Origin of the sequence: Pseudarthrobacter sp. efr-133-R2A-89 (assembly GCF_030209315.1) — a bacterium.
Classification (GTDB): Bacteria; Actinomycetota; Actinomycetes; order Actinomycetales; family Micrococcaceae; genus Arthrobacter.
In genome coordinates, this window is sequence record NZ_JARVSE010000002.1 from 232,258 (window position 1) to 257,946 (window position 25,689).

Annotated in this window: 26 protein-coding genes and 2 tRNA genes; 18 read left to right on the forward strand and 10 right to left on the reverse strand. The window is 63.7% G+C overall.

Annotation, left to right across the window (positions count from 1 at the left end; translation table 11 throughout):
• Nucleotides 1-17 precede the first annotated feature (17 nt).
• From QRM95_RS03790 to rpmH, 5 genes are read right to left on the reverse strand one after another with little or no spacing between them, the layout of a single operon-like run.
• Nucleotides 18-581 carry a Jag family protein gene (locus QRM95_RS03790; RefSeq protein ID WP_285246522.1) on the reverse strand — a complete coding sequence of 188 codons (564 nt, stop codon included), beginning with the start codon at nt 579-581 and terminating at the stop codon, nt 18-20.
• Nucleotides 581-1,546, reverse strand: a complete 966-nt coding sequence (gene yidC / locus QRM95_RS03795) for a membrane protein insertase YidC (protein ID WP_285246523.1) — start codon at nt 1,544-1,546, stop codon at nt 581-583. The genes QRM95_RS03790 and yidC overlap by 1 nt, the downstream gene beginning before the upstream one ends.
• A 15-nt stretch (nt 1,547-1,561) precedes the next feature.
• Nucleotides 1,562-1,954, reverse strand: a complete 393-nt coding sequence (gene yidD / locus QRM95_RS03800) for a membrane protein insertion efficiency factor YidD (protein ID WP_285246524.1) — start codon at nt 1,952-1,954, stop codon at nt 1,562-1,564.
• Nucleotides 1,947-2,357 carry a ribonuclease P protein component gene (gene rnpA, locus QRM95_RS03805; protein WP_081624186.1) on the reverse strand — a complete coding sequence of 137 codons (411 nt, stop codon included), beginning with the start codon at nt 2,355-2,357 and terminating at the stop codon, nt 1,947-1,949. The genes yidD and rnpA overlap by 8 nt, the downstream gene beginning before the upstream one ends.
• 40 nt (nt 2,358-2,397) lie before the next feature.
• Nucleotides 2,398-2,535: a 50S ribosomal protein L34 gene (rpmH, locus tag QRM95_RS03810; RefSeq protein WP_003800212.1), complete on the reverse strand. Its 138-nt coding sequence runs from the start codon at nt 2,533-2,535 to the stop codon at nt 2,398-2,400.
• Nucleotides 2,536-3,001: 466 nt separating this feature from the next.
• Between rpmH and dnaA the strand changes: the two genes are divergently transcribed.
• The 12 genes from dnaA to QRM95_RS03870 all read left to right on the forward strand — a co-directional run bounded on the left by dnaA (nt 3,002) and on the right by QRM95_RS03870 (nt 16,256).
• The gene (gene dnaA / locus QRM95_RS03815) at nt 3,002-4,423 is read left to right on the forward strand and encodes a chromosomal replication initiator protein DnaA (RefSeq protein ID WP_018762814.1); all 1,422 of its coding nucleotides are present in this window, start codon (nt 3,002-3,004) and stop codon (nt 4,421-4,423) included.
• A gap of 537 nt (nt 4,424-4,960) precedes the next feature.
• Entirely contained in the window at nt 4,961-6,085 is a 1,125-nt protein-coding gene (gene dnaN / locus QRM95_RS03820; protein WP_018762813.1) for a DNA polymerase III subunit beta, read from the forward strand.
• A 106-nt stretch (nt 6,086-6,191) separates the two neighbouring features.
• Nucleotides 6,192-7,076 (forward strand): phosphogluconate dehydrogenase (NAD(+)-dependent, decarboxylating), encoded by an 885-nt coding sequence (gene gnd / locus QRM95_RS03825; protein ID WP_285246525.1) that lies wholly within the window; start codon nt 6,192-6,194, stop codon nt 7,074-7,076.
• 45 nt (nt 7,077-7,121) lie between these two features.
• Nucleotides 7,122-8,327, forward strand: coding sequence for a DNA replication/repair protein RecF (gene recF, locus QRM95_RS03830; protein ID WP_285246526.1), 1,206 nt, complete (start codon nt 7,122-7,124; stop codon nt 8,325-8,327).
• Nucleotides 8,317-8,871, forward strand: a complete 555-nt coding sequence (locus QRM95_RS03835; RefSeq protein ID WP_285246527.1) for a DciA family protein — start codon at nt 8,317-8,319, stop codon at nt 8,869-8,871. Before recF ends, QRM95_RS03835 begins: the two co-directional genes overlap by 11 nt.
• A gap of 378 nt (nt 8,872-9,249) precedes the next feature.
• Entirely contained in the window at nt 9,250-11,337 is a 2,088-nt protein-coding gene (gyrB, locus tag QRM95_RS03840) for a DNA topoisomerase (ATP-hydrolyzing) subunit B (RefSeq protein ID WP_285246528.1), read from the forward strand.
• Between the two features lie 55 nt (nt 11,338-11,392).
• Nucleotides 11,393-14,071: a DNA gyrase subunit A gene (gene gyrA, locus QRM95_RS03845; protein ID WP_109044851.1), complete on the forward strand. Its 2,679-nt coding sequence runs from the start codon at nt 11,393-11,395 to the stop codon at nt 14,069-14,071.
• Complete coding sequence (locus QRM95_RS03850) at nt 14,064-14,726, forward strand: DUF3566 domain-containing protein (RefSeq protein ID WP_026264877.1); 663 nt, start codon at nt 14,064-14,066, stop codon at nt 14,724-14,726. The genes gyrA and QRM95_RS03850 overlap by 8 nt, the downstream gene beginning before the upstream one ends.
• A 97-nt stretch (nt 14,727-14,823) precedes the next feature.
• A tRNA-Ile gene (locus tag QRM95_RS03855) sits at nt 14,824-14,897 on the forward strand.
• 71 nt (nt 14,898-14,968) lie between these two features.
• Nucleotides 14,969-15,085 (forward strand): DLW-39 family protein, encoded by a 117-nt coding sequence (locus QRM95_RS03860; RefSeq protein WP_240617712.1) that lies wholly within the window; start codon nt 14,969-14,971, stop codon nt 15,083-15,085.
• Nucleotides 15,086-15,156: 71 nt separating this feature from the next.
• A tRNA-Ala gene (locus QRM95_RS03865) sits at nt 15,157-15,232 on the forward strand.
• A gap of 82 nt (nt 15,233-15,314) precedes the next feature.
• Entirely contained in the window at nt 15,315-16,256 is a 942-nt protein-coding gene (locus tag QRM95_RS03870) for a DMT family transporter (protein ID WP_285246529.1), read from the forward strand.
• A gap of 24 nt (nt 16,257-16,280) precedes the next feature.
• Here the strand turns inward: QRM95_RS03870 and QRM95_RS03875 are convergent, their stop codons facing one another.
• Nucleotides 16,281-17,156, reverse strand: coding sequence for a glycosyltransferase family 2 protein (locus QRM95_RS03875; RefSeq protein ID WP_285246530.1), 876 nt, complete (start codon nt 17,154-17,156; stop codon nt 16,281-16,283).
• A 113-nt stretch (nt 17,157-17,269) separates the two neighbouring features.
• The gene (locus QRM95_RS03880) at nt 17,270-18,256 is read right to left on the reverse strand and encodes a hypothetical protein (RefSeq protein WP_285246531.1); all 987 of its coding nucleotides are present in this window, start codon (nt 18,254-18,256) and stop codon (nt 17,270-17,272) included.
• Between the two features lie 155 nt (nt 18,257-18,411).
• Between QRM95_RS03880 and QRM95_RS03885 the strand changes: the two genes are divergently transcribed.
• The 3 genes from QRM95_RS03885 to QRM95_RS03895 all read left to right on the forward strand — a co-directional run bounded on the left by QRM95_RS03885 (nt 18,412) and on the right by QRM95_RS03895 (nt 20,852).
• Nucleotides 18,412-18,957, forward strand: coding sequence for a peptidylprolyl isomerase (locus QRM95_RS03885; protein WP_018762802.1), 546 nt, complete (start codon nt 18,412-18,414; stop codon nt 18,955-18,957).
• Between the two features lie 9 nt (nt 18,958-18,966).
• Nucleotides 18,967-19,845, forward strand: coding sequence for a rhomboid family intramembrane serine protease (locus tag QRM95_RS03890; protein ID WP_285246532.1), 879 nt, complete (start codon nt 18,967-18,969; stop codon nt 19,843-19,845).
• Between the two features lie 539 nt (nt 19,846-20,384).
• Nucleotides 20,385-20,852: a carboxymuconolactone decarboxylase family protein gene (locus QRM95_RS03895; protein ID WP_285246533.1), complete on the forward strand. Its 468-nt coding sequence runs from the start codon at nt 20,385-20,387 to the stop codon at nt 20,850-20,852.
• A gap of 185 nt (nt 20,853-21,037) precedes the next feature.
• Here the strand turns inward: QRM95_RS03895 and QRM95_RS03900 are convergent, their stop codons facing one another.
• On the reverse strand, nt 21,038-21,643 hold the full coding sequence (locus QRM95_RS03900) for a DNA-3-methyladenine glycosylase I (RefSeq protein ID WP_285246933.1): 606 nt from the start codon (nt 21,641-21,643) through the stop codon (nt 21,038-21,040).
• A gap of 34 nt (nt 21,644-21,677) precedes the next feature.
• The gene (locus QRM95_RS03905; protein WP_285246534.1) at nt 21,678-21,929 is read right to left on the reverse strand and encodes a cell division protein CrgA; all 252 of its coding nucleotides are present in this window, start codon (nt 21,927-21,929) and stop codon (nt 21,678-21,680) included.
• A gap of 173 nt (nt 21,930-22,102) precedes the next feature.
• Between QRM95_RS03905 and QRM95_RS03910 the strand changes: the two genes are divergently transcribed.
• The 3 genes from QRM95_RS03910 to QRM95_RS03920 are packed head-to-tail and all read left to right on the forward strand — an operon-like array spanning nt 22,103 to nt 23,708.
• A complete protein-coding gene (locus tag QRM95_RS03910) occupies nt 22,103-22,897 on the forward strand; it encodes a class E sortase (protein ID WP_285246535.1) in 795 nt (264 codons plus the stop codon).
• A 2-nt stretch (nt 22,898-22,899) separates the two neighbouring features.
• Nucleotides 22,900-23,070 (forward strand): hypothetical protein, encoded by a 171-nt coding sequence (locus QRM95_RS03915; protein WP_018762796.1) that lies wholly within the window; start codon nt 22,900-22,902, stop codon nt 23,068-23,070.
• Nucleotides 23,067-23,708, forward strand: coding sequence for an aminodeoxychorismate/anthranilate synthase component II (locus tag QRM95_RS03920; protein ID WP_285246536.1), 642 nt, complete (start codon nt 23,067-23,069; stop codon nt 23,706-23,708). Before QRM95_RS03915 ends, QRM95_RS03920 begins: the two co-directional genes overlap by 4 nt.
• Before the next feature lie 20 nt (nt 23,709-23,728).
• On the opposite strand, the gene pknB is transcribed toward QRM95_RS03920, so the two are convergent.
• Entirely contained in the window at nt 23,729-25,675 is a 1,947-nt protein-coding gene (pknB, locus tag QRM95_RS03925) for a Stk1 family PASTA domain-containing Ser/Thr kinase (RefSeq protein WP_285246537.1), read from the reverse strand.
• Nucleotides 25,676-25,689 lie beyond the last annotated feature (14 nt).

Sequence of the window (25,689 nt, forward strand, 5' to 3'; positions counted from 1 at the left end):
TATCGTGCTGGCATTCTCTAGTCTGCGGAAACAACAATGTGGCGTCCGGAGCCCTCGCCCTCGGATTCGCTGACCAATCCAAGGTCAGCCACGGCGTCGTGCACGATCTTGCGCTCATAGGCACTCATCGGCTCAAGGGCAACCGGCTTGCCGGTCTCCTTGACGGATGCTGCCGCGTCTTCGGCAATCTTCTGCAAGTGGCCGGTACGTTCCTGGCGGTAGCCATTGATGTCCAGCACAAGCCGTGAACGGTTCTCCGTAGCCGAGAGTACAGCCAACCGGGTGAGTTCCTGGAGAGCCTCAAGCACCTCGCCGTCTTCTCCTACCAGGCCTTCGAGGCCCTCGGATTCTTCCTCCGCGACGATGGAGATGTAGGTGCGGCCGTTGCGGACCTCGATGTCGATGTCACCGTCGATGTCGGCGATGTCGAGCAGTTCCTCCAGGTAGTCTGCGGCGACGTCGCCCTCTTCTTCGAGGCGGCTGGCCGCAGAAGCCTTGGTGGGGGACCCGTCCTGGTTCACGGACTCGTCCTGGTCTGCAATCTCTTCGGCAAGGACGTGCTCTGTGCTCTCGGCTGACATTACTTCTTCTTCCTGTTCTTACGCTGGGGCTGGACGCGCTGTCCCTTGGCTTCGACGGCGGCAGCCGCGGCGGCGTCGGCTGCTTCATCCCGCTTGCCGGTGAGGACGGACAAGGCGGGCAGGCCCTTGGCGGCGCGGCGTTCGGCGAGGGCCTTGGCAGCGGGGGATCCCGGCGTCGGCATGCGACGGATCACAAAGAACTGCTGGCCCATGGTCCAGAGGTTGGTGGTGGTCCAGTAGATCAGGACGCCGATGGGGAAGTTGATGCCACCCACGCCGAAGACCACCGGCAGGATGTAAAGCATCATCTTCTGCTGCCGCATGAAGGGGCTGGCCATGGCTTCTTCAGACATGTTCTTGGCCATGATCTGCTTCTGGGTGATGAACTGGGACGCCGTCATGGCCAGGATCATCACGATCGAGAGCACCACCACGGCTGTGTTCCCGGCACCGCCGTGCAGCAGGGCGGCGGACAGCGGCGCACCGAAAATGCTGGAGGCATCGAACTCCACCACCTGTTCGTGGCTCATCGCACCGATGCCGGCTCCCTGGTCCTTGGCCTGGGAAATGCCCGAAAGCACCTGGAACAGTGCGAAGAAGAAGGGCATCTGGATGAGCATGGGAAGGCAGGCGGAGAACGGGTTGGTGCCGTGCTTCTTGTACATGGCCATCTGTTCCTGGGCCATGGCCTGGCGGGACAGCTGGTCGGTTTTACCCTTGTACTTCTCCTGCAGCTTCTTCAGGTCCGGCTGCAGCAACTGCATGCCGCGCTGGGCCTTGATCTGCTTGACGAATACCGGGATCAGCGCGGCACGAATCACCAGCACCAGCCCGATGATGGCCAACGTCCAGGTCCAGCCGTTCGCGGCGGGCATGCCGATGCTGCTCAGCCCGTCGTGGAACGCCACCATGATGAACGAAACCAGCCACTTGAACGGGCCGATTATTGCTCCAAAGATGTCCATACTTATCCCTATTCGTCAGGCCGCACTGCGGCCTTCTTCATCAGTCCGAGCAACCAGGTACTTGTCCGGATTGTTCAGCACAACAATTGTGGGGGTTCGGCCCGCAGGCCATTCCCGGCCGCCGGCGGGGACGTGGTCCACTCCGCCGGCATTCCATGGGTGGCAGTGGCCAAGGCGCCGGACTGCGAGCCAGCTTCCCTTGACAGCGCCGTGGACGGTGACCGCTTCAAGGGCATAGGCCGAGCATGAAGGGAAGAATCGGCAGACGGGGCCGTACAAGGGAGACACCACCTTGCGGTAGGCCATCAGCAAAAGAATGAGGATGTTCCGGGGCAGGTTCCAGAGGAACTTTGCGACGGCGGCAGTCACGTCGCGGAAACGGGCGACGGCGGCAGTGGTGCTAGGCACGCGTTGTCCCCTCCCGTGTTGTACCGGCCGAACCTTTTGCGGCAGGCCGTGGCGGCCGTCCGGCCAGCCGGTTCTGCGTTGTTTCCAGTGCTGCGTTGTAATCCGCCAGCAGTTGATCCCAACTGGCAGACGCGGAGGCGGGGAGTGCCCGCACCACGATGGCGAGTCCAGTTGCATGTTCGCTCAGTGAGGCGGCAGCCGCTTCCCTCAGTCTCCTCTTAACGAGGTTCCTGACCACGGCGTTCCCTACACTCTTGGAAACAATGAACCCGATCCGGCTGGGTTCGTCGGCAGCGATGGCTGCCGCATATAACACTACGTTCCGGCGTCCATTGCGGACACCGGAACGTACGGTTATTGAAAAATCGGTTGCAGTCCTCAGGCGGTTGCGGGCGGCCAGCACCTTAAACTCGCAAAGGGATGTCTACCGACAAGTCAGTTGTTTAGGCCGAAAGCTCGGTACGGCCCTTGCCACGACGGGCTGCCAGGATGGCGCGGCCGGCACGGGTACGCATACGAAGGCGGAAGCCGTGCTTCTTGGCTCGACGGCGGTTATTCGGCTGAAAAGTCCGCTTGCTCACGTTAGTTACTCCAGTGGATCAAAGGTGCGCCCACCCGATCAATATGGGGAAGAACTGGCCGACGCTAAGTTTTGTATATGCACGCTTCCCCCGGCTGTCCAAGCGCACTGCGCCTGGAAGTTCAGATGGGGCCAAAAAGCGGACACAAAGGACTTCACAACGTTAGGGCAATTTGAGGGCCGGAGTCAAACCGGGAAGCCCCTGGGGTGCTATCCCCAGCTGTGCCTAAGTATCCCCAACAGGCTGTGGATGAAGTGGCTCACGGGGGCCTCCCGGGAACCACAACCGTGTAATTATCCACAGCCGGATAGCCAGCTATCTTCTAGGCTTTTGATCCCCTAGAGTGTCCCAGTAGCCGATTATCCACGGGCTGTGCATAACCCTGTGGATTAAGTTGGGCCAGCATCCTGGTTCCGGACTTGGCTGCAGGCAATGCAGGCATAGCAAGTTTTGAGGGAACCGATTGATGACAGTAGACGAAGCCAACCACGCCAATACTGTCGGAAGTTCCTGGCGCCGGGTTGTCAGCCTGCTGGAACAGGACCACCGTGTTTCACCGCGCCAGCGGGGGTTCGTCATCCTCGCCCAAGCCCAAGGCCTGATCGGCTCCACCCTCCTGGTGGCCGTCCCCAACGAACTCACCCGGGAAGTGCTCCAGACCCAGGTCAAGGACGCCCTGGACGACGCTCTGCACAATGTCTTCTCCGAGGACATCCGCTGCGCCATCGACGTCGACACCGATCTGGTGCCCATCCACGAAGAGCCCGAGCCCGTCGTCGAACCTGCGTTCGCACCGGACCAGCTGATCGAACAAAAGCCGCAGCCCATGCTGCCCAGCACATCGCATGAGTTCGGCCGGCTGAATCCCAAGTACGTCTTCGACACGTTCGTGATTGGTTCCTCCAACCGCTTTGCCCACGCAGCCGCCGTCGCCGTTGCCGAGGCACCCGCCAAGGCCTACAATCCGCTGTTCATCTACGGCGACTCCGGCCTCGGCAAAACGCACCTCCTGCACGCCATCGGGCACTACGCCCGCCGGCTCTACAGCGGCATCCGGGTCCGGTATGTCAACTCCGAAGAGTTCACCAACGACTTCATCAACTCCATCCGGGACGACGAAGGCGCCAGCTTCAAAACCACCTACCGCAACGTGGACGTTCTGTTGATCGACGACATCCAGTTCCTGGCCGGCAAGGACCGGACGCTGGAGGAGTTCTTCCACACGTTCAACTCACTGCACAACAACAACAAGCAGGTGGTCATCACCTCGGACCAGCCGCCCAAGCTGCTCGCCGGATTCGAAGACCGGATGAAGTCGCGGTTCGAGTGGGGACTCCTGACGGACATCCAGCCGCCGGAACTTGAAACGCGTATCGCGATCTTGCGGAAGAAGGCACTCAGCGAGGGACTGTCGGCACCTGATGACGCCCTGGAGTACATCGCGTCGAAGATTTCCAGCAACATCCGCGAGCTTGAGGGTGCGCTGATCCGCGTCACCGCCTTCGCCAGCCTGAACCGCCAACCGGTGGACGTTGCGCTGGCGGAAATGGTGCTCAAGGACCTGATCACTGACGACGGTGCGCAGGAAATCACCTCAGCGCAGATCCTCCAGCAGACCGCTGACTACTTCAAGCTCAGCATGGAAGAGCTCTGCAGCAAGTCCCGCACCCGAACCCTGGTCACCGCACGCCAGATCGCCATGTACCTCTGCCGGGAACTGACGGACATGTCGCTCCCCAAGATCGGCCAGGAACTCGGCGGCCGCGACCACACCACGGTGATCCATGCCGACCGCAAGATCCGTGAGCTGATGGCCGAACGCCGTGTGATTTACAACCAGGTGACGGAACTGACCAACCGGATCAAGCAGCAACAGCGCGACTCCTGAATCCACACCTGGCCACGCACTCTATACCTTATTAACAGGGGCATGTGGATAAGCCTGTGGATACTTAAGGGGACAAGCGCGCTTAATGGGCTTAAAACCCTTAAGGCGTCTGTGGATCATCAAAATCGGCCCTTTGGGTTGTCCCCATCCACACCCTGTTTAAAACCCAGGTAACGCACAGTCCGTGAACAGGGCTTAACCCCGGAAACGTGGGTCAGGATCGGGTTATCCACAGTTTCCACAGCAGTTATTAACACTACGAATCCCAAAAAATTGAATTCCCTCAAACAACAAGATCCATCCGCACCTCCACGGGGCGGGCCCTCCGGCCCCTGGAAGGGCCGGGCCGGGTGCTTGGGGATGGGTTAATCGCGGATCTTCCGGCTAAGCTGTCAGCAGCGCTCCCATCCCCGGGTTTTGTGTGGTTTCCGTCTGCACGGACCATGCACCGGCCGCGGCGCGCACAACATCTTCCGGAGTTTCACTGCGAAGTTCCCGGGTTTACATGGCAGCAGCAATGAAAGGCGGCACCCTTCCGTGAAGTTCAGAGTCGATCGGGACGTCCTGGCCGAAGCCGTCACCTGGACAGCCCGCTCGTTGTCTCCGCGGCCGCCGGTCCCCGTCCTTTCCGGCCTGCTCCTGAAAGCCGAAGCGGGAACAGTCAGCCTCTCGAGCTTTGACTACGAAACCTCCGCGCGGCTGGAAATTGCCGCCGATATCAGGGACGAAGGAACCATCCTGGTTTCCGGCCGGCTCCTTGCGGATATCTGCCGCAGCCTGCCCTCAGCACCGGTGGACGTCGAAACCGACGGCAACAAGGTCACGCTCACCTGCCGCCGAAGCAGCTTCCACCTGGCCACCATGCCGGAAGCCGAATATCCGCCGCTGCCTGCCCTTCCCGCCATCAGCGGCACAGTGCCCGGCGACGCTTTCGCGCAAGCTGTTTCCCAGGTGATCATCGCCGCCAGCAAGGACGACACCCTGCCCATCCTCACGGGCGTGCGGATGGAGATCGAAGATGACCTGATCACCCTCCTTGCCACCGACCGGTACCGGCTGGCCATGCGCGAAGTGCCGTGGAAGCCTGTGACCCCCGGAATCTCCACGAGTGCACTGGTAAAGGCCAAGACCCTCAACGAAGTCGCCAAAACCCTCGGAAACAGCGGCGACATCAACCTCGCCCTCTCCGACGATGACAGCCGGCTGATCGGATTCGAAAGCGGCGGACGCACCACCACGTCGCTGCTGGTGGATGGGGATTACCCGAAGATCCGGTCCCTCTTCCCGGAGTCCACACCGATCCATGCCACGGTCCAAACCCAAGAGCTGGTGGAGGCCGTCCGCCGCGTGTCACTTGTCGCCGAACGCAACACCCCGGTCCGCCTGGCATTCAGCAGCGGACTGCTCAACCTCGATGCCGGGACCGGTGAGGACGCCCAGGCGTCGGAGGAGCTTGAGGCGCAGCTGTCCGGCGAGGACATCACCGTGGCCTTCAACCCGCACTACCTGATCGAAGGCCTCAGTGTCATCGAGACGAAGTTTGTCCGGTTCTCGTTCACCACGGCACCCAAGCCCGCCATGATCACGGCACAGGCAGATGCCGACGGTGAAGACCAGGATGACTACCGCTACCTGGTGATGCCTGTCCGCCTCCCCAACTAGTCCCCACCGCCCCCTTGCCCCGCAAACTCGGCCAGGGAACCCGGGCGGCGTGGGCCCACCCACCGGCTCTTAGCCTTCACACACCAGCGCAGAAAAGAGTTCCACCGTGCACATTGGACTGATTGGCCTCGGCAAAATGGGTTTCAACATGCGTGAACGCCTGCGCAAGGGCGGCGTGGAGGTCACCGGCTACGACCGGAATCCCCACGTCACGGATGCCGCAAGCGTCGATGACCTGATCGCCGCCGTCCCGGCGCCGAGGGTCATCTGGATCATGGTCCCGGCCGGCCCCGTCACGGACGCCGTCATCACCGAATTGGCCGGCAAACTCGAGCCCGGCGACCTCGTGATCGACGGTGGAAACTCGCGGTTCACGGAAGACCAAAAACACGGTGAGGTGCTTGCCGCCCAGGGCATCCGGTTCGCCGACTGCGGGGTATCCGGCGGGGTCTGGGGCCTGCAAAACGGCTATGGCCTGATGGCAGGCGGGGACGCCGGCGACATTGAACGCGCCATGCCGGTCTTTGATGCACTGCGGCCCGACGGCGACAGGGCCGACAGCTTTGTCCACGTTGGCGGAATCGGCGCCGGCCATTACGCCAAGATGGTCCACAACGGGATCGAATACGGCCTGATGCAGGCGTACGCCGAAGGGTACGAACTGCTTGCTGCCAAGGACATTGTCACGGACCTGCCGGGCACGTTCCGCGCCTGGCAGAAGGGAACCGTGGTCCGTTCCTGGCTGCTCGACCTCATGGTCAAAGCCCTGGATGAAGATCCAGGGCTGGAGTCCATCGACGACTACGTGGAGGATTCGGGCGAAGGCCGCTGGACCGTTGAAGAGGCCATCGCGAATGCTGTTCCGGCCCCGGCCATCACGGCTGCCCTGTTTGCCCGTTTTGCTTCCCGGGAGGACACGTCCCCCGCGATGAAGATGGTTTCTGCGCTGCGCCACCAGTTCGGCGGCCATGCAACCCGTCCCGCCAAGTAGCATCCACCGGGAACCGCCACCGGTTCCAGAATTGCCGACCACCGCGTGTATCTTGAACATCTTTCCCTGACGGACTTCCGCAGCTACGCCCAGGTTGACCTCAGCCTGGGCCCGGGAGTCACCGTCCTGGTGGGATACAACGGCATCGGCAAGACCAACCTGATGGAGGCCATCGGCTACCTGGCCACACTCAGCTCCCACCGGGTCAGTTCCGATGGCCCCCTGCTCCGGTTCGGTACGGAGCGCGCCCTGGTCCGGGCCCGGTTGGTCCGCGGAGAGCAGACCACGGTGCTTGAGCTGGAAATTAATGCCGGCCGGGCCAACCGCGGCCGGATCAACCGCAGCAATCCGGTCCGCGCCCGCGACCTGCTGGGCATATGCCAGACTGTCCTGTTCGCTCCCGAGGACCTGGCACTGGTCAAGGGGGATCCCGCCAACCGCCGGCGCTTCCTGGACGAACTGCTCGCCAGCCTCGTTCCGCATCATGCAGCTACCCGCAGCGATTATGACCGCGTCCTGAAACAACGCAACGCCCTACTCAAATCAGCGCGGGCCGGACGGTTCACGGCTGCCCATGAAGCCACCCTGGATGTTTGGGACCAGCACATGGCCCGTGCTGGAGCACAGCTGCTGCACGCCCGGCTTGAACTCGTGGAACGGCTCCGCCCCCACCTCGCCCGTGCCTACGCCGAGCTGACGGATGCTTCCAAGCCCGCCGATGCCCTGTACCGCTCCACGCTCCAGAACCAGATGGACGACGACGGCGTTCCGGCCGCACGTGCCCAGCGCACCACGGCCGTGGCTTCGTCCGCCGCGCAGGAGGACCTGCGTTTGCTCGGTGTCGAACAGCTGACCGAGCGCTACATCCAGGCTTTCGCGGAATCACGGAAGAAGGAACTGGAACGTGGAATCTCACTCGTCGGCCCGCACCGTGACGAACTGGAGCTCATCCTCGGCCAGGCACCTGCGAAGGGATATGCCTCGCACGGGGAGACCTGGTCCATGTGCCTCTCCCTGCGGTTGGCGTCGTATTACGTGATGCTTGATGACGCCCGCACCGGAGGGTCCGCCCCGATCCTCATCCTGGACGACGTCTTTGCCGAACTCGACGTCCAGCGGCGGCGTAAACTGGCGGCTATAGTCTCCGGCGCGGAACAGGTCCTGGTGACCGCCGCCGTCGACGCCGATATTCCGGAAGAGCTGTCCGGACGGCGGGTGAAGGTCATCCCGGGAGGAATCGATGAGCAGTGACGAGGATGCCGGGCTGCAGCCCGGCCGCGAACCTGACCACATCGATGCCCCGCAGGCGGCACTGAACCGGATGCGGGAGGCGGCTGCCGCCCGCGGCGAAGTCCGCAGGAAGGCGCCCCGGCCCGGTTCCCAAAAGGCCAAGGGCAGTATCCGTGACACCCGCGGCTTCAGCCAGTTCCACGCCACCGGCCGGGACCCGCTCGGCCTGGGCAAGGTTGTTGGGCGGCTGGTTGCAGAACGCGGCTGGACTTCCCCGGTGGCGGTGGGTTCCGTCATGGCGGAATGGGCCACCTTGGTGGGCCCGGAGATTTCAGCGCACTGCACGCCCGAAAGCTTTACCGACACAACCTTGCATGTCCGGTGTGACTCCACGGCCTGGGCCACCCAGCTTAGGCTGCTGAGCAACAGCTTGCTGGAGAAATTCCGCCGGGAACTGGGTGACGGCGTGGTTACGAAGATACAGGTCCTCGGTCCCACAGCGCCCAGCTGGCGCAAGGGCGGACGCAGCGTCAACGGGCGTGGCCCCCGGGACACTTACGGATAGCCGGGCCCCAGCTCTTGAAACTTCGCCCAAAGGCGTATAGAGGCCGGTAAGGGCCGCGGCGTGTATAGGCACCCGGAGGGCGTACCACTGGGCCGCCCTAGGCGGGGCCAAGAGCCTCGCACAGGCACATTCACCGTCCGCCCACGCCCCTGGAATGCGAGGATATGGGCGTGTTCGCGGTAGAATTGACCGAGATAACTGGGCGCGGATGAAACGTTGACTTCAGTCCGTTCTCCGCGCGCGTCCCGCACGCAGAGCGCGGATCACCGACCGTCATCGAGTCACCGGCGCCATAGGTTTGTGCCTGTTGGCGGGTCACTTTTCCCTGCGAAAAGAAATCAGCCGGCCATCATCGAGAACAGAGGAGTCGCAGCGCCTGTGGCTAACGACAATACAGATATTCTGGCAGCAGATACAGCGGTCGAGGATGGCCGTACCCCTGACACCCCGGCTGCGTCTACCAGCCCAAGGGAGTACGGTGCCAGCGACATCACTGTCCTTGAAGGCCTCGAAGCTGTCCGCAAGCGCCCGGGCATGTATATCGGTTCTACGGGTCCTCGGGGACTCCACCACCTGGTCTATGAAGTGGTGGACAACTCCGTGGATGAGGCACTTGCCGGGTACTGCAGCCATATCGAAGTGGTCCTGCAGGCCGACGGCGGCGTCAAAGTAGTCGACGACGGCCGCGGAATCCCGGTGGACATGCACCCCACCGAGCACAAGCCCACCGTCGAGGTGGTCATGACCATCCTGCACGCCGGCGGCAAATTCGGTGGCGGCGGGTATGCGGTCTCCGGCGGCCTGCACGGTGTGGGCATTTCCGTGGTCAACGCCCTCTCCAGCAGGGTGGACACCGAGGTACGGCGCCAGGGCCACGTCTGGCGGATGTCCTTTGCCGACGGAGGCAAGCCGCAGGGCAGCCTGGTCCAAGGTGAAGAGACCGATGCCACCGGCACCACCCAGACCTTCTATCCGGACCCGGCGATCTTTGAAACCACCGAGTTCGACTTTGAGACCCTCCGTGCCCGCTTCCAGCAGATGGCCTTCCTCAACAAGGGCCTGCGCATAACGTTGACGGATGAGCGTGCCGCCGACGGCGATGAAGCCGACGGCGACCTCGACCTCGACGACCTCAGCACCGACGGCGAGATCAGCGCCGAACACCGCACCGTGGTGTACCAGTACGACGAAGGCTTGCTGGACTACGTCAAGCACCTGAACTCGGGCAAGAAGGTGGAGGTGGTCCACGAGGACGTCATCGCCTTCGAAACCGAGGACACCGAACGCCGGATTGCCCTGGAAATGGCGATGCAGTGGACCAGCGCCTATTCCGAGAGCGTGCACACCTACGCCAACACCATCAACACCCACGAGGGCGGCACCCATGAAGAAGGCTTCCGTGCCGCACTGACGTCCCTGATAAACCGGTATGCCCGGGAAAAGGGCATCATCAAGGAAAAGGACGACAACCTCACGGGCGACGACATCCGCGAGGGCCTCACCGCCGTCATCTCCGTCAAACTGGCGGAGCCCCAGTTCGAAGGACAGACCAAGACGAAGCTGGGCAACTCCGAGGTCAAGGGATTCGTCCAGCGCGTGGTCACCGACGGACTGGGTGACTGGTTGGAGCGCAACCCGGGCCCAGCCCGTGACGTCATCCGCAAGGCCATTTCGGCGGCCCAGGCACGCATGGCCGCGCGGAAGGCCCGCGACAACGCCCGGCGCAAGAGCCCTTTGGAATCGTTCGGCATGCCGGGCAAGCTTTCCGACTGCTCCTCCAAGGACCCGGAGAAGTGCGAGGTCTACATCGTGGAGGGCGACTCCGCCGGCGGTTCCGCCAAGCGCGGCCGCAACCCCGAAACACAGGCCATCCTGCCCCTGCGCGGCAAGATCCTGAATGTGGAACGTGCACGCCTGGACAAAGCCCTGGGCAACGCGGAGGTCCAGTCCATGATCACCGCGTTTGGCACCGGGATTGGCGAGGACTTCGACCTCGCCAAACTTCGGTACCACAAGATCGTGCTCATGGCTGATGCCGACGTGGACGGCCAGCACATCACCACCCTGCTGATGACCTTGCTGTTCCGCTACATGCGTCCCCTGATCGAGAACGGCTATGTCTACCTGGCACAACCGCCGCTGTACCGGATCAAGTGGTCCAACGCACCGCACGACTACGTGTACAGCGACCGCGAACGCGACGCCAAATTGGTGGCTGGCCAGGCGGCCGGACGCCGCATCCCCAAGGACAACGGCATCCAGCGCTACAAGGGCCTGGGCGAGATGGACTACACCGAGCTCTGGGACACCACCATGGACCCTGACCACCGCACCCTGCTGCAGGTGACCATGGATGACGCCCTTGCCGCCGACCAGATCTTCTCCGTCCTCATGGGCGAAGACGTGGAGTCGCGGCGTAACTTCATTCAGCAGAACGCCAAGGACGTCAGGTTCCTGGACATCTAAGGACCCGCTCCAAAGTATTCGGAACCAGACATATACCTGAAACGGAAAATAAAGAATGAGCGACGAAACCCCCGAGATTCCCGCCCCCGAGGCCGGAGAACCGGACACCGTTCTTGAAGGCGACGTGCTGATCGACCGCGTTGAACAGGTGGACCTGCAAACGGAAATGCAGCGGTCCTACCTGGACTACGCCATGGCCGTCATCGTAGGACGTGCCCTCCCGGACGTCCGCGACGGCCTCAAGCCCGTCCACCGCCGCGTGCTCTATGCGATGTTCGACGGCGGATACCGCCCCGACCGTTCCTTCAACAAGTGCGCCCGCGTGGTGGGCGAAGTCATGGGCCAGTACCACCCGCACGGCGACACCGCCATCTACGACGCCCTGGTCCGCCTGATCCAGGACTGGACCATGCGCTACCCGCTGGCGCTCGGGCAGGGTAACTTCGGTTCACCCGGCAACGACGGTGCCGCCGCACCCCGGTATACCGAAACCAAGATGGCGCCCCTGGCCATGGAAATGGTCCGCGACATCGACGAGGAAACCGTCGATTTCCAGGACAACTACGACGGCAAGAACCAGGAACCCACCATCCTGCCCGCCAGGTTCCCCAACCTGCTGGTCAACGGCTCCTCCGGCATTGCCGTCGGCATGGCCACCAACATTCCGCCACACAACCTGCGGGAAGTGGCCGACGGGGTCCAGTGGTACCTGGCCAACCCCGGTGCCACCCGCGAGGAACTCCTCGAAGAACTGTTGCTGCGGGTCAAGGGCCCGGACTTCCCCACGGGTGCCACCATCCTGGGACACAAGGGCATCGAAGACGCCTACCGGACCGGCCGCGGTTCCGTCACCATGCGTGCAGTGGTTGCCGTGGAGGAACTCCAGGGACGCACCTGCCTGGTGGTCACGGAACTGCCGTACCAGGCCAACCCTGACAACCTGGCCATCAAGATCGCCGAATTGGTCAAGGACGGCAAGATCTCCGGCATTGCCGACCTCCGCGACGAAACCTCCGGTCGCACCGGCCAGCGCCTGGTGATCGTGTTGAAGCGCGACGCCGTACCTAAGGTGGTGCTGAACAACCTCTACAAGCACACCGAACTGCAGAGCAACTTCTCCGCCAACATGCTGGCCATCGTTGACGGCGTGCCCCGGACGCTCAGCCTGGATGCGTTCATCCGGCACTGGGTGACCCACCAGATGGACGTCATTGCCCGCCGCACGCGGTACCGCCTGCGCAAGGCCGAGGAGGAAGCCCATATCCTCCGTGCCCTGCTGAAGGCACTGGATATGCTCGACGAGGTCATCGCCCTGATCCGCGCTTCGAACACCACCGAAGCCGCGCGCGACGGGTTGATGGAACTGCTCGATATCGACGAGCTGCAGGCCCGTGCCATCCTGGACATGCAGCTGCGCCGCCTTGCCGCCTTGGAACGCCAGAAGATCCAGGACCGGCACACGGAACTTGAAGCCCTGATCGCCGAGTACAACGCGATCCTGGCCTCCGAACAGCGCCAGCGCGAGATCATCAGTGTCGAGCTGGCCGAAATCGTGGACAAGCACGGTGACGACCGCCGCACCAAGATCCTCATGGGCTTCGATGGCGATATGTCCATGGAAGACCTGATCCCCGAAGAGGAAATGGTGGTCACCATCACCCGCGGCGGCTACGTCAAGCGGACGCGCAGCGACAACTACCGCTCACAACAGCGCGGCGGCAAGGGCATCAAGGGCGCCCAGCTTCGCGGCGACGACGTCGTGGAACACTTCTTCGTCACCACCACGCACCACTGGCTGCTCTTCTTCACCAACCTCGGCCGTGTATACCGTGCCAAGGCGTACGAGCTGATGGAAGCGGGCCGGGACGCCAAGGGCCAGCACGTGGCCAACCTGCTCGCGTTCCAGCCTGACGAACACATTGCCCAGGTGCTGGACCTGAAGGACTACCAGCAGGCGCCGTACCTGGTGCTCGCCACCAAGCGGGGCCTGGTGAAGAAGACCAGGCTCGAGGATTACGACACCAACCGTTCCGCCGGCGTCATTGCGATCAACTTGCGCGATGGCGACGAACTGGTGTCGGCGCAGCTCGTTTCGGAAACAGACGACCTGTTCCTGGTCTCCCGCATGGGCCAGTCCATCCGCTTCACTGCAACGGACGACGCCCTGCGCCCCATGGGCCGCGCGACCTCCGGCGTTACCGGGATGAAGTTCCGCGAGGACGACGAACTGCTGGCCGCCGACGTGGTGACTGACGGCTCGTTCGTCTTCATCGTGACGGAAGGTGGCTATGCCAAACGGACGGCGGTGGAGGAATACCGCCTCCAGGGCCGTGGCGGGCTCGGCATCAAGGTAGGCAAGTACCAGGAAGAACGCGGCCACCTCGTGGGAGCCCTCATCGTCCAGGAAGAGGATGAGGTCCTGGTGGTCATGGAGGGCGGCAAGGTGGTCCGGTCTTCCGTGGCCGGTGTTCCGGCCAAGGGTCGTGACACGATGGGCGTCATCTTCGCCAAACCGGACAAGAATGACCGGATCATCGAGGTGGCGCGTAACAGCGAGCGGGGCCTCGAGGACGATGAATCCGCCGAGGATGACGTAACGTTGGCTGAAGATGGCGGTCCCGCTGGGGATTCCGCCGAGCCAGCAATGGCAGAAGAATCACCGGCCGTTGAGTCAGAGGACGCCTCGGGCGACGCTGAGCCGAACGAAGACAACACGGAGGTAACGAGTGAGTAATTCCGACTCATTTCCCAAGCCGAACAGCACTGTTCCTGACGGGAACCGGCCTTCAGCGGCGCCCCGCGTGAACGCCCCCGTCCGTCCGCAGCAGCGACCGGCAGCGGCCGCAGGTGCCCCCGGGCAGCGTCCCGCGGTGCCGGGCCAGCGCCCGCAACAGGGCGACCGCCCCGCGCAGCCCGGTCAGCGGCCCTTCCAGGGCCAGCCCGGCCAACGCCCTGCAGCCTCCGGCCAGCGGCCGGCCCAGGGACAAGGCAATCCCGGCCTGGTGAAGCCCGCACCGAAGGCAAAGGTACGGCGGGCCCGGCTGCTGATCAGCAAGGTTGACCCTTGGTCGGTGCTGAAGATGGCATTCCTGCTGTCGGTGGCACTTGGCATCGTCACCGTGGTGGCAGCAATTGTCTTGTGGACGGTGCTGGACCTGACCGGAATCTTCGACCAGGTGGACAGCCTGCTGGGAACGCTCGCCGGCTCCGAAAGCGGCGGCTTCGAACTGAAGAAGGTGGCTTCGCTGGGGCAGGTGGCTTCATTTGCCACCATCATCGCTGTGGTCAACGTTGTGCTGCTGACGGCGCTGTCCATGCTCTCTGCCGTCCTCTACAACATTTCCGCCACGCTTGTGGGTGGAATTGGCGTTACCTTGACGGACGATTAAGAACCCGCTTTCACCGGGGTTAATCCGGTGGAAATGCCCGATTTGAGATCGGGCCGGGATGTGCTGTAAAGTCATATCTCGGCCCGATGAGGCATCGGGGCGTATAGCTCAGGCGGTTAGAGCGCTTCGCTGATAACGAAGAGGTCCCAGGTTCAAGTCCTGGTACGCCCACGGAACCTGTGCAGGTTTCAAACGGAGGTTTGGTCCGGATCCGTCCGGTACCCGGCCGGAACGGGGAGCATGTGAAGAAGTTGCTGGTACTCGCAGCGGCGATCGCAGGTTTCCTGGTCTTCCGGAAAGCACAGGAATCCGAAGCCCGGAAAACAGTCTGGAGCAAGTCAACCGACACGGTTGACTAGCCTGAACGCCAGGTACGGAAGCCGTCAAGGCCTCGTATTTCCTGGGGTATGATGGACGGGTTGCTTCTTATGGGGGCATGGCGCAATTGGTAGCGCACCTGCTTTGCAAGCAGGGGGTTCGGGGTTCGAGTCCCCGTGCCTCCACCATAAGAAAGTCCCGGTCAGCGGAAACGCCGGCCGGGATTTTTTGTTCTCCTTTCCCTCCGGGGACGGCACCAGGGGGTATCCAATGAACTTCTTCTTCGCGGCCCTGGGTGTCCTCGGCGTCGCCTCGTCGGGCCCCCTCATCGCTGCAACCCTGGGTGCCACCAGCGTCAGCGCCCTCGCCATCGCCTTTTGGCGCAACGCCATCGGTTCCGTGGTCATGGCTGCGCCCACACTTATCCGGGAGCCCCGCCAGTTCGGCAGCATCACTGCCCGCGAGTTCCGCTGGTCCCTGCTGGCCGCCGTCGCCCTCGCCCTGCACTTCGCCTGCTTCATCACATCGCTGCAACTGACCTCCGTTGCCGCGGCCACAGCCCTGGTGTGCCTGCAGTCCGGCTGGATAGCCGTCTTCCAACTCATCCGCGGAACCCGGCACCGCTGGCAGGTCCTTGCCGGCCTGGGCATTGCCTTCGGCGGCGTTGTCGCGATTACCGGCTTCGATTTGGGAACCTCTCCGCAGGCACTCACCGGAGACCTGCTGGCCATGGCGGGTGGCGCCCTGGCGGGGCTCTACACGCTCGCCGGCGGCAAGGCCCGGCAGAGCATGACCACGGGGACGTACACCACGCTCTGCTACGGGATGTGCGCGCTGCTCGTGGCGGTGCTGGCCGTGGTGGCCGGCCAGCCCCTGGCCGGGTTCGAGCCGGCAGGGTGGCTGGGTATCGCTGCCATCACGGTCTGCGCCCAGTTGGTGGGCCATACGGCCTTCAACCACCTGCTGGCCACCATGAGCCCCCTCATCGTCTCCATGATCATCCTGCTGGAAATTCCCGGGGCCGCGCTGCTGGCTGCCGTCTTCCTGCACGAGACCCTTCCGGCGGGCACCTACGCCGGGCTGGGCCTCATCCTGGCGGGACTCGCCGTCGTCGTCCTGGGGCAACGGTCCGGAAGGGCAGGGAAGCCGCCGCTGCCGCCCGGGGAGGAACCGCCGTCGGGCCGTCCACTGGCCGAACTGGGAACTGACTGACAGGAAGCCTGCCGCCGCCGGGCCCTACTGTCCGCCGCGGCGGACGGGCTGGGCGGTGTTGACGGTGTGGATGGCCCGAAGGAGCTTGGCCGGGAAATACACGGAAAAGAAGACCACCATGGGGGCCTTCAATGCCATCTTGCGCACATTGTGGGCTTTGTAGGTCCGGTCGAACCGGGTGACGTAGTAGCGGTAGTCCCGCGGAGAGTCCTCAAGCCGGCGCGCGGACATGCCGGACACCATCTGCGGCCAGTAGCGGACCGGCAGCTCATGGTCGGCCAGGTGCAAGGACAAATCGATGTCCTCGTGCATCTCGTCTTTCTCGTCCCGGCAGGTCTCGGCCCGGATGGTCTCCCAGGCGCTGGCGCGCAGCGCCATGTTGGAGCCAAACAGGAAATGGTACTGGTGCTTGGCCAGCTTCAGCATGAGCTGGCGCATCTTGTCGTCCGCCTTCAGCCCAAAACGGCGCATCGGCATGTCGTAATACACCACGGGCCCGGTTGCGGCCTGGACGACGGGATCTGCAAAGGCCTTCTGGACTTGTTCCACCCAGTCGGGTTCTACGATGGAATCCGCGTCAATCCGCCCAAGGACATCTCCCGTGGCGTGATTGAGCCCGAAGTTCCTGGTGGGGATCAGGCCCTGCTCCCGGTCCTGGCTGAGCAGGATGATGGGGCTTTCCGGGTATTCGAGCTGCATCTGGCTGACGATCGCGGCCGTGCGGTCGCTCGAGAGGTTGTCCACCACGATAATCTCGTGGGCCGGAACCGACTGGTAGATGGCAGCGATCAGGCACTGCCTGATGACGCTTTCCTCGTTGTACGCCGGAATGACAATGGACACGCGGAGCTGTTCGGCTGCGTCGTTCAAGGCATCCCCAGAGGATCGATCGGCTGACATCAGTTCAAATCTAGCATCCGGGCGGTGTCCTGCCGCGGCCGGGCCCGGAGCTTACGCGGGCACACAAAAGGGGCCCCGTTCAAAAAACGGAGCCCCTTATGCGTGGTGAAGAACTAGGCCCCGGTGGTGCCCTTGCCGTCGTTGCCGATGTTCGACGCGATGTTCTTGGTGGCCGTCTTGGCATCAGTTGCGGCGGTGGATGCTTCCTCCGCTGCGTCGTCGGCCACATGCTTGGCCTTGTCAGCGGCGTCCGCAGCCTTGTCCTTGACCGCTTCGGCGGCGTCCGCTGCCTTGTCCGCGACGGCGGACGCTGCGGAACCTGCGGCATCTGCAGCCTTACCGGCGGCGTCGGCCACATGCTCCTTGACCTCGCTGACGGTGGTGGCCGGCACCGGAGCAGGCGTGGGGGTAACCGGCGACGGAGTCTTCCAGGGGTCCTCCACGGGCTTGGAAGCCTTCCAGGCGGCAACGCCGGCGGCCACTGCCGCGGCAATCACACCAAAGACCAGCCAGCCGCGCTTCTTCTTGGGCTCGGGCTGGGACAGCTGGAGGCCGACCGTGCGGCCGGCCTCGGTTGCGGCGGCCTTGAGCTGCGTTCCGGTGGCCTGTGCCTGCTCCTGGATGGCATGCACGATTCCCGCGTCGCCGAGCTTCTGGGCGACGGCGTCGACGCGGGCAGGTGCGCCTTCAAGGGTGCGGTGCACCGCGTCCGAAGCCACGCCGATCTGGTCGGAGAGCTTGGGCAGGTAGTCCACCACCACGCGGTCACGGGCGTTCAGGACCACCGGCGTTGCCTTGTCCAGGGCGTCGTGGAGCTTGGGTGATGCGTTTTCCACGACGTCGTTGATCTTCGGCGCCAACTGGGCCAGTCCGTCCTGGATCCTGGGAGTCACGGTGGCAACACCGTCAGCCAGGTTGTGCGCTGCGGTCTTCAGGCCTTCCTGGATTTTGGGAGATGCGGTATCCAGGCTGTGCTGGAGCCGCGGAACAGCCCAGTCCACCGCTGCTTCCACCCGGGGGGCCGCCCAGTCCTTGGCATTTTCCACCGCACTGGTGACCGACTGCTCAAGGTCACGGGCAATACGATCCGATTTCTTCACAACTACCTCCCGATTAATGTGACGGTTCTGTCGCTAGCCTACGTGCCCGGACCACCCCGGGCTATTCACTCTGCGGATTTTAGGCCGATTTCACCCAGCGCGGAACTGCTGCCGCAGCCGTTGCCGCCCATAGGCGACATGGAAGAATGAGGCTTATGACTGCCATCGCAACTGCAAAAGCAACCATCCACACCAGCCTCGGCGACATCGTCGTTAACCTCTTCGGAAACCACGCGCCCAAGACGGTCAAAAACTTCGTTGGCCTTGCCACCGGCGAACAGGCCTGGACCCACCCGGAAACCGGTGAGGACAAGACCGGCACTCCGCTGTACAACGGAACCATCTTCCACCGCATCATCAAGGACTTCATGGTCCAGGCCGGCGATCCCCTGGGCCGTGGAACCGGCGGCCCCGGCTACCGCTTCGATGACGAAATCCACCCGGAACTGAGCTTCAACCAGCCCTACAAGCTCGCCATGGCCAACGCCGGCATCCAGATGGGCAAAGGCACGAACGGTTCACAGTTCTTCATCACCACCATTCCCACGGACTGGCTGCAGGGCAAGCACACCATCTTCGGTGAGGTGGCGGACGAGGAGTCCAAGAAGGTGGTCGACGCTATCGAGGGCGTCCGCACCGGCATGGGTGACCGCCCCGTTGAGGATGTCACCATCAACAGCATCGACATCGAACAGCTCTAACACCACAGCATGAGTTACGGAATTCCGTCGGCTGAGCCGTCCGCGCAGGTTCCGGTCTGCCCGCGGCACCCGGACCGGCCCTCCTATGTGCGCTGCCAGCGCTGCGGCCGCCCGGCGTGCCCGGACTGCCAGCGGGCGGCCGCCGTCGGATTCCAGTGCGTTGACTGCGTCAACGAAACCCGGCGGACGACGCCGGAAGTCCGGACGGTCTACGGCGGGGCCGTGGCCACCGGCCGGCCGAGGGTGACCTTTGCCATCATTGCAGTCTGCGCGCTCCTCCAGATCCTGCAGTTCGTCATCCCCAACGAAGGCGTCTACCGGGCCTTGGCCTTTGCCAACATCTACGCAGAACCGAAGTACAACGAGTTCGAACCATGGCGGATGCTCACCTCGGCATTCCTGCACTCGCCGGACAACCTCCTCCACATCCTGCTTAACATGTACACGCTGTGGATCTTCGGCCAGGCCCTGGAACCAATCCTGGGCCGCCTGCGGTTCCTGGCGCTGTTCGCAGTTTCGGCCTTGGGCGGTTCCGTGGGGTACCTGCTGCTGACACCGCTCTACGTTCCCGGCCAACAACTCTTTGGGGTGGTTGGGGCATCCGGAGCGATCTTCGGCCTCTTCGGTGCCATGCTGCTGGTCCAGCGCCAGCGCGGAGGCGATACCCGCCAACTGTGGGCGCTGATCGCCATCAACGGCGTCATCGGCTTCCTGGTCCCCCAAATCGCCTGGCAGGCCCACTTGGGCGGACTGATCACCGGCGGGCTCTGTGCAGCCGTCCTCGCCTACACCCCGCGGGGACCCCGGCAGGGCCTCATTCAAGCCGCGGGGCTCGCCGCGGTGGTGGCCCTGCTTGTAGCCCTGACGTGGTTGCGGGTCGCCCTGTAACTCCCGGCGGTCCACCAGCAACCCGGAATGCCCGGCACCACAGGTGCCGGGCATTCGTGTTTTCCACAGACCTTATCCACAATGTTGGTAACTTACAGGCGTGTAGTTCAGACGCAGTTTCCCGGAGGGTGGCCTTCAATTTCCTTTTCGTCCCCGGACAACGTCCATTTGTCCACACCTGTGGATAACCTGTGGGGATAGGGGTGTGTGTAAGTGGATAAGCAGACGATCCTGGGCCAACATGTGGATAACTGCCCCCACGGGCCCCCCTGGGCCGCCCCGTACGAGGCAATCCCCGCACTTATCGACAGCGTTATGCACACTGTTAATAAGTAACAACCCTGTAGTTTCCCGCACCAAATTCGCGGTGCGAGTAGGCCAGACCGCCCAACCGCGTGTTATTTCCACGCCGTTACCCACAGTTGTGGATAACTTGTGGGTATCCGGATGTTGTTAAGTGCATAACCGCGTCGCCGGCCCCGCCTGCGGCTCTGCCTATGATGGAGCCCTGCCCAGCCGTTCTACCCTGAAGGACTCCCGTGAGCGCCACCGAGCACCTGTACCTGGACAAGCAGCACCCAGCCCTGTGGAGGGCGATCAGCGGCCTTGGACTGAAGGTGCAGGAGGCAGCGGAAGCCGCAGGCGTGAGCGCCGGCCTGCTGGAGCTCCTCAACGTGCGGATCTCGCAGATCAACGGTTGCGCCTACTGCCTGGACCTGCACGTGCGGAAGGCCACGGAGGCAGGCGAAAGTTCCCAGCGGCTCGCGGTGCTGCCGGCATGGCGGGAAACGGCCCTGTTTACGGACAAGGAAAGGGCTGCGCTGGCGTTGGTGGAAAGCATTACGGAACTGCCCGACCAGGAATCGCGCGAGAGGGAAGAAGCCTTTGCAAGGCAGAGCCTCACTGCGGATGAATTCTCCGCGGTGAGCTGGGTGGCTGTGACCATGAATGCCTTCAACCGGGTTTCCATCACCAGCCACCATCCAGTCAGGCGCAACCGCCCCTAGCGGCGGATCCGGCCGGGACGCTGGTTATCCACAGGTATTCCACACTGTTAATAACCACATCTGCCGGGCCAATTTCCGCCCGGTCGGGCAGCCGGGCGCCACAGGAGAACGCTGATGCACGATACCGGCAAGGTTATCCACACTGTGGATAACCTTGCCCACAACTGGGGGCAGCCGAAGCGGCGCTACTCGGCCCAGATCCCGGAAGAACCCCGACGGTGGCTCGCCAGGAGGTGGGTGTCCACTATTCCCACGGCTTCCATCAGGGCGAACATGGTGGTGGGGCCAACGAACGAGAAGCCCCGTTTCCGCAAAGCCTTGGACAATGCGACCGACTCCGCCGATTGGGTGGGGATGTCCGAGGCTACACGCGGACGCGGCGTGCTCGCCGGGCGGAAACTCCAGACAAAGTCCACCAGGCCGCCGTCGTTCCGAAGCTCCAGGGTGGCCCGGGCGTTCTTGACCGCGGCATGGATCTTCAGGCGGTTCCTGACGATGCCCGGGTCCCGCATCAGCCGTTCCACGTCGGCATCGCCGAACAAGGCCACGGCGTCGGGATCAAAACCGGCAAAGGCGGCACGGAAGCCGGGACGCTTGCGCAGGATGGTGGCCCACGATAGCCCCGCCTGGAATCCCTCCAGGCAAATACGTTCATAGAGGCCCTGTTCGTCAGTGACGGGCAGCCCCCACTCCTGGTCGTAATAGGCGCGCATCAGCGGATCTGTGGATGCCCACGCGGGCCGGGCCAGGCCGTCGTCGCCAATGATTACGCCGGCGGAATCGGGAGACAGCTTGATCCTCCTCGAAAGTAGCGTTGCGAACGCGTCAGGAACGCCAGCGGGTGGTCATCAGGAACCCCACGATGGCAATGCCGAAGCCTGCCACGATGTTCCAGGACTGCCACGCCTGGACCGGAAAACGTCCCTCACTGATGTAGAACGTGATGATCCAGAAGAGTCCGATGATCATCAGGCCGAACATCACCGGCTTGAACCAGACGGGGTTGGGCTTGTAGGACTCGGTGGAAGCCGGCTGGGCGGTGCTGGCGGTCTTCTTGCGAGGTTTCGACTCGGGCACTGGCTCTCCTTGGCGGGCTGGGCAAGCTCGGCGGCCCGGGCTTGATATCCTGCAAGAAGGAAATTGCCAGCGGTCTGCGCGATCTTGGTCAAATCTGGATTCTTACTAGCAGCCAATTCTAGCCGCAGTTGATGGGCACCCGGTGCCCGGGGTGGACGCCCGGAGGAGAACGCGTGGTATTGCAGGAGAAGGCCGGGCCCGTGGCCCCGCCCGCCCGCCGTGGCTCCTTGCTACGTGGAACCATCCAGGTCATCGGCGAACTGCTGATCACCGCAGGCATCATCCTCCTGCTCTTCGTGGCGTGGCAGCTGTGGTGGACAAATGTTGAATCCGACGCCAAGCAGAGCCAGGTCATCAAGGAATTTGCCCAGGACCTCAGCACCGCCGCGCCGTCCCCGGCAGCAACGGCACCGGCCGCGCCACCGGCAGGCGGGGAAGATTTCGGCAAGCCCGTGGTGGGTACCGCCCCGGGCCACGCCGGCACGATCGGCATCATGTACATCCCCCGGTTCGGCGCCACCTACACCCGTCCAATCGTCCAGGGGACCAGCCAGGATGTGCTGGACACCTTGGGGCTGGGACACTACAGCAACACGGCCATGCCCGGCGCGGTGGGCAACTTCGCGGTGGCCGGCCACCGGCAGACGCACGGCGCGGTGCTGGACAATATCCATACCCTGGTTCCGGGCGACAAGATCTACGTCCAGACCAGGGACGGCTTCTACGTTTACGTTTTCCGCAACAACCAGATAGTGCTGCCGTCCCGCACCGATGTCCTGGAACCGGTACCCACCCAACCCGGTGTGGCACCCACGGAAAGTTACCTGACCATGACCAGCTGCAACCCCCGCTTCGGCGCCGAAGAACGCATCATTGCCTATGCCCTGCTGGACAGCTGGCGTCCGGCATCCGCCGGCCCGCCGGCTGAGATCGCGGCACAGGTTGCAGCCGCCACAGGGAAGGGCTGAGCATGTACGCCTGGATTTTCCGCCACCTCCCCGGTCCGCTCTGGCTGAGGATTGTCTTCTCATTGGTACTGGTAGCCCTTGCCCTGGTATTGATGGTCCAGTTCCTGTTCCCCTGGATGTCCCACTTCACCCAATTCACCGACTCGACGATTGGTTCAGCAGACCAGCCATGACCACAACCAAGATCCTCGTAGTGGACAACTACGACAGCTTTGTCTACACCCTGGTGGGTTACCTCCAGGAGCTCGGCGCAGAAACCACGGTGGTCCGCAACGACGACGTCACCCTGGCCGAGGCGATCGAACTCGCCGGCGCCCGGGACGGCGTCCTGATCTCACCCGGGCCCGGCAACCCCGCCGAGGCAGGCGTCTGCATCGAGCTGATCAAGTGGTGCGGTGAACACGGCGTTCCGATGTTCGGTGTGTGCCTGGGCCACCAGGCACTGGCGGAAGGGTTCGGCGGCACCGTCACCCATGCCCCGGAGCTGATGCACGGCAAGACCTCGCAGGTGGAGCACAACGGCACCAGCGTGTTCGCGGGCCTCCCCTCCCCCATCACGGCCACCCGCTACCACTCGCTGGCGGCGGTCCGGGAATCCATTCCCGACGTCCTGGAGGTCACGGCACAAACCGCTTCCGGGGTGGTGATGGGACTGCAGCACAAGACCGCACCGCTTTGCGGAGTCCAGTTCCATCCCGAATCGGTCCTCACCGAGGGCGGCTACCAGATGCTTGGCAACTGGCTTGAGTCCCTGGGCATGACGGGCGCCGCCGCGCGTGCGGCGAAGCTAAGCCCCCTCATCCAGCACTAGCAGGACCGCCGGGCGGCCGTTCAGCCCTTCTTGGTGGGCTTCGGCGTGGGCGTCGGCGTGTCGGAGGGGGTCGGCGTCGGAGACGGCGCCGGGGCGGGAGCCTTGGCAACCACCACCGTGATGGTCTTTCCCTGTTCGACGGCGGCGTTGACGGGGTCGCTTTGATCCGTCACCTTGCCCGGTTCCACCTGGGAGTTCTCCACCTCGACCACCAGGGGGACCAAACCGATCCCCTTCAGCGCGGCCTCGGCTTCCTCGCGGGAGAGGCCCCGCAGTTCAGGAACCACCACCTTGCCCGTGGACACCACCAGCTCGACGCTGGTGCCCACGCCGACGCTCTGCCCGGGAGCCGGGTTCGACGTAATGACAATTCCGGCCGGAACCGTGGCGCTGTTGGCCGTGGTGGTCGATGGAGCGCCCACCAGGCCCACCTGGCGAAGGATGTCCCGTGCGGCAGCCTCGGTCTTGCCAGGGAGGCTGTCAGGAATCTTCACCGCGCTGGGCCCGTCCGAGACGTTGAGGACAACCTCGGCACCTGGATCCATCGACGCCCCGGCCGTGGGGTCGGTGCCGATGGCCGTTCCCTTGGCAACGGTATCGTTCTGCAGCCTGGTGATCTTGGGACGCAGGTTCGCGTTGTACAGCGTCTGCAGCGCGGCGCTCTCCGTCATGGCCGCCACCGAAGGTATCTGCACCTTGGCAACCGGCGCCGGGCGGTTGACTGTTTCATAAAGCCAAAGGCCGGCCCCTGCCAGGACCAGCAGGGTGAAGATCACCAGGGTGGCAATCCACGCACGACGACGGGACTTCTGGCGTTTGCTGGGCTCGCGTTCCGGAGGGAGGCCGAGCGGAAGCGGCTCAGCCGCGGTGTGTGCGTCCGCCACTTCCAGCGGACCGGCCGGGTCGTCGTCGTGGTACAGCCCGGCGGCAGCCAGCCGTCCGGTGGGAGCATCATCAAGGAAGCTTGCGCCCGTCGCCGCGAATGCCTCGGTGCGCGGCTGGGCATCCGGTACATGGTCGTTGGGATCCGTGGGCGCCTCTGAAGCCGCCACGGCCGGCACGGCCACACCGGCCTTCGCAGCCCGCAGGGCTCGCCGGAAAGCTGCGGCATCCTGGAACCTGTCGTCGCGGTTCTTCTGCAGGGCCTTGGCGATGACCGTATCCAAGGCGGGGGAAACGTCGGGGTTCAGGCTGCTGGGTGGATCGGCAATTTCCCGAACGTGCTGGTACGCCACGGATACCGGGCTGTCCCCAACGAACGGCGGCCGGGAGGTCAGCATTTCGTAGAGCAGGCACGCTGCGGAGTAGAGGTCGCTGCGGGCGTCGACTGTTTCGCCCCTGGCCTGCTCCGGAGACAGGTACTGCGCCGTGCCCACCACCGCCTGGGTCTGGGTCATGGTGGCAGAGGAATCAGCAATGGCCCGGGCAATGCCGAAGTCCATCACTTTCACCGAATTGGTTCCCGGGCAGTACATTACGTTGGCCGGTTTGATGTCCCGGTGAACGATCCCGGCCTTGTGGCTGTATTCCAGGGCCGCCAGCACCCCCAGGCAGTAATCGATGGCGTGATCTATGGTCACTTCCTTGGCGCGGATCATATCGCGCAGGGTCTTGCCCTCAACGAACTCCATCACGATGTAGGGCACCCGCACGTCCTCGGCGGAGCCGTCGTGGACCAGGTGCTCGCCGGTATCGAAGATGGCCACGATGGAGGGGTGGTTCAAGGCAGCCACCGCCTGGGCCTCGCGCTTGAACCGTGCCTGGAACTGGGGGTCCCTGGCCATGTCAGGGCGCAGCAGCTTGATGGCCACGGTCCTGCCGAGGCGGGTATCGGTTCCCCGGTAGACATCAGCCATGCCGCCGCGGCCAATGAGGCTGCCGAGCTCGTACCGGCCGCTCAGGACACGCCGGTTATCCACCGGCAGGTTGTCCTCCCGGTGCAGCGGTGTGCGTGATGACTCATTCACTGGTGGTCCCGGCG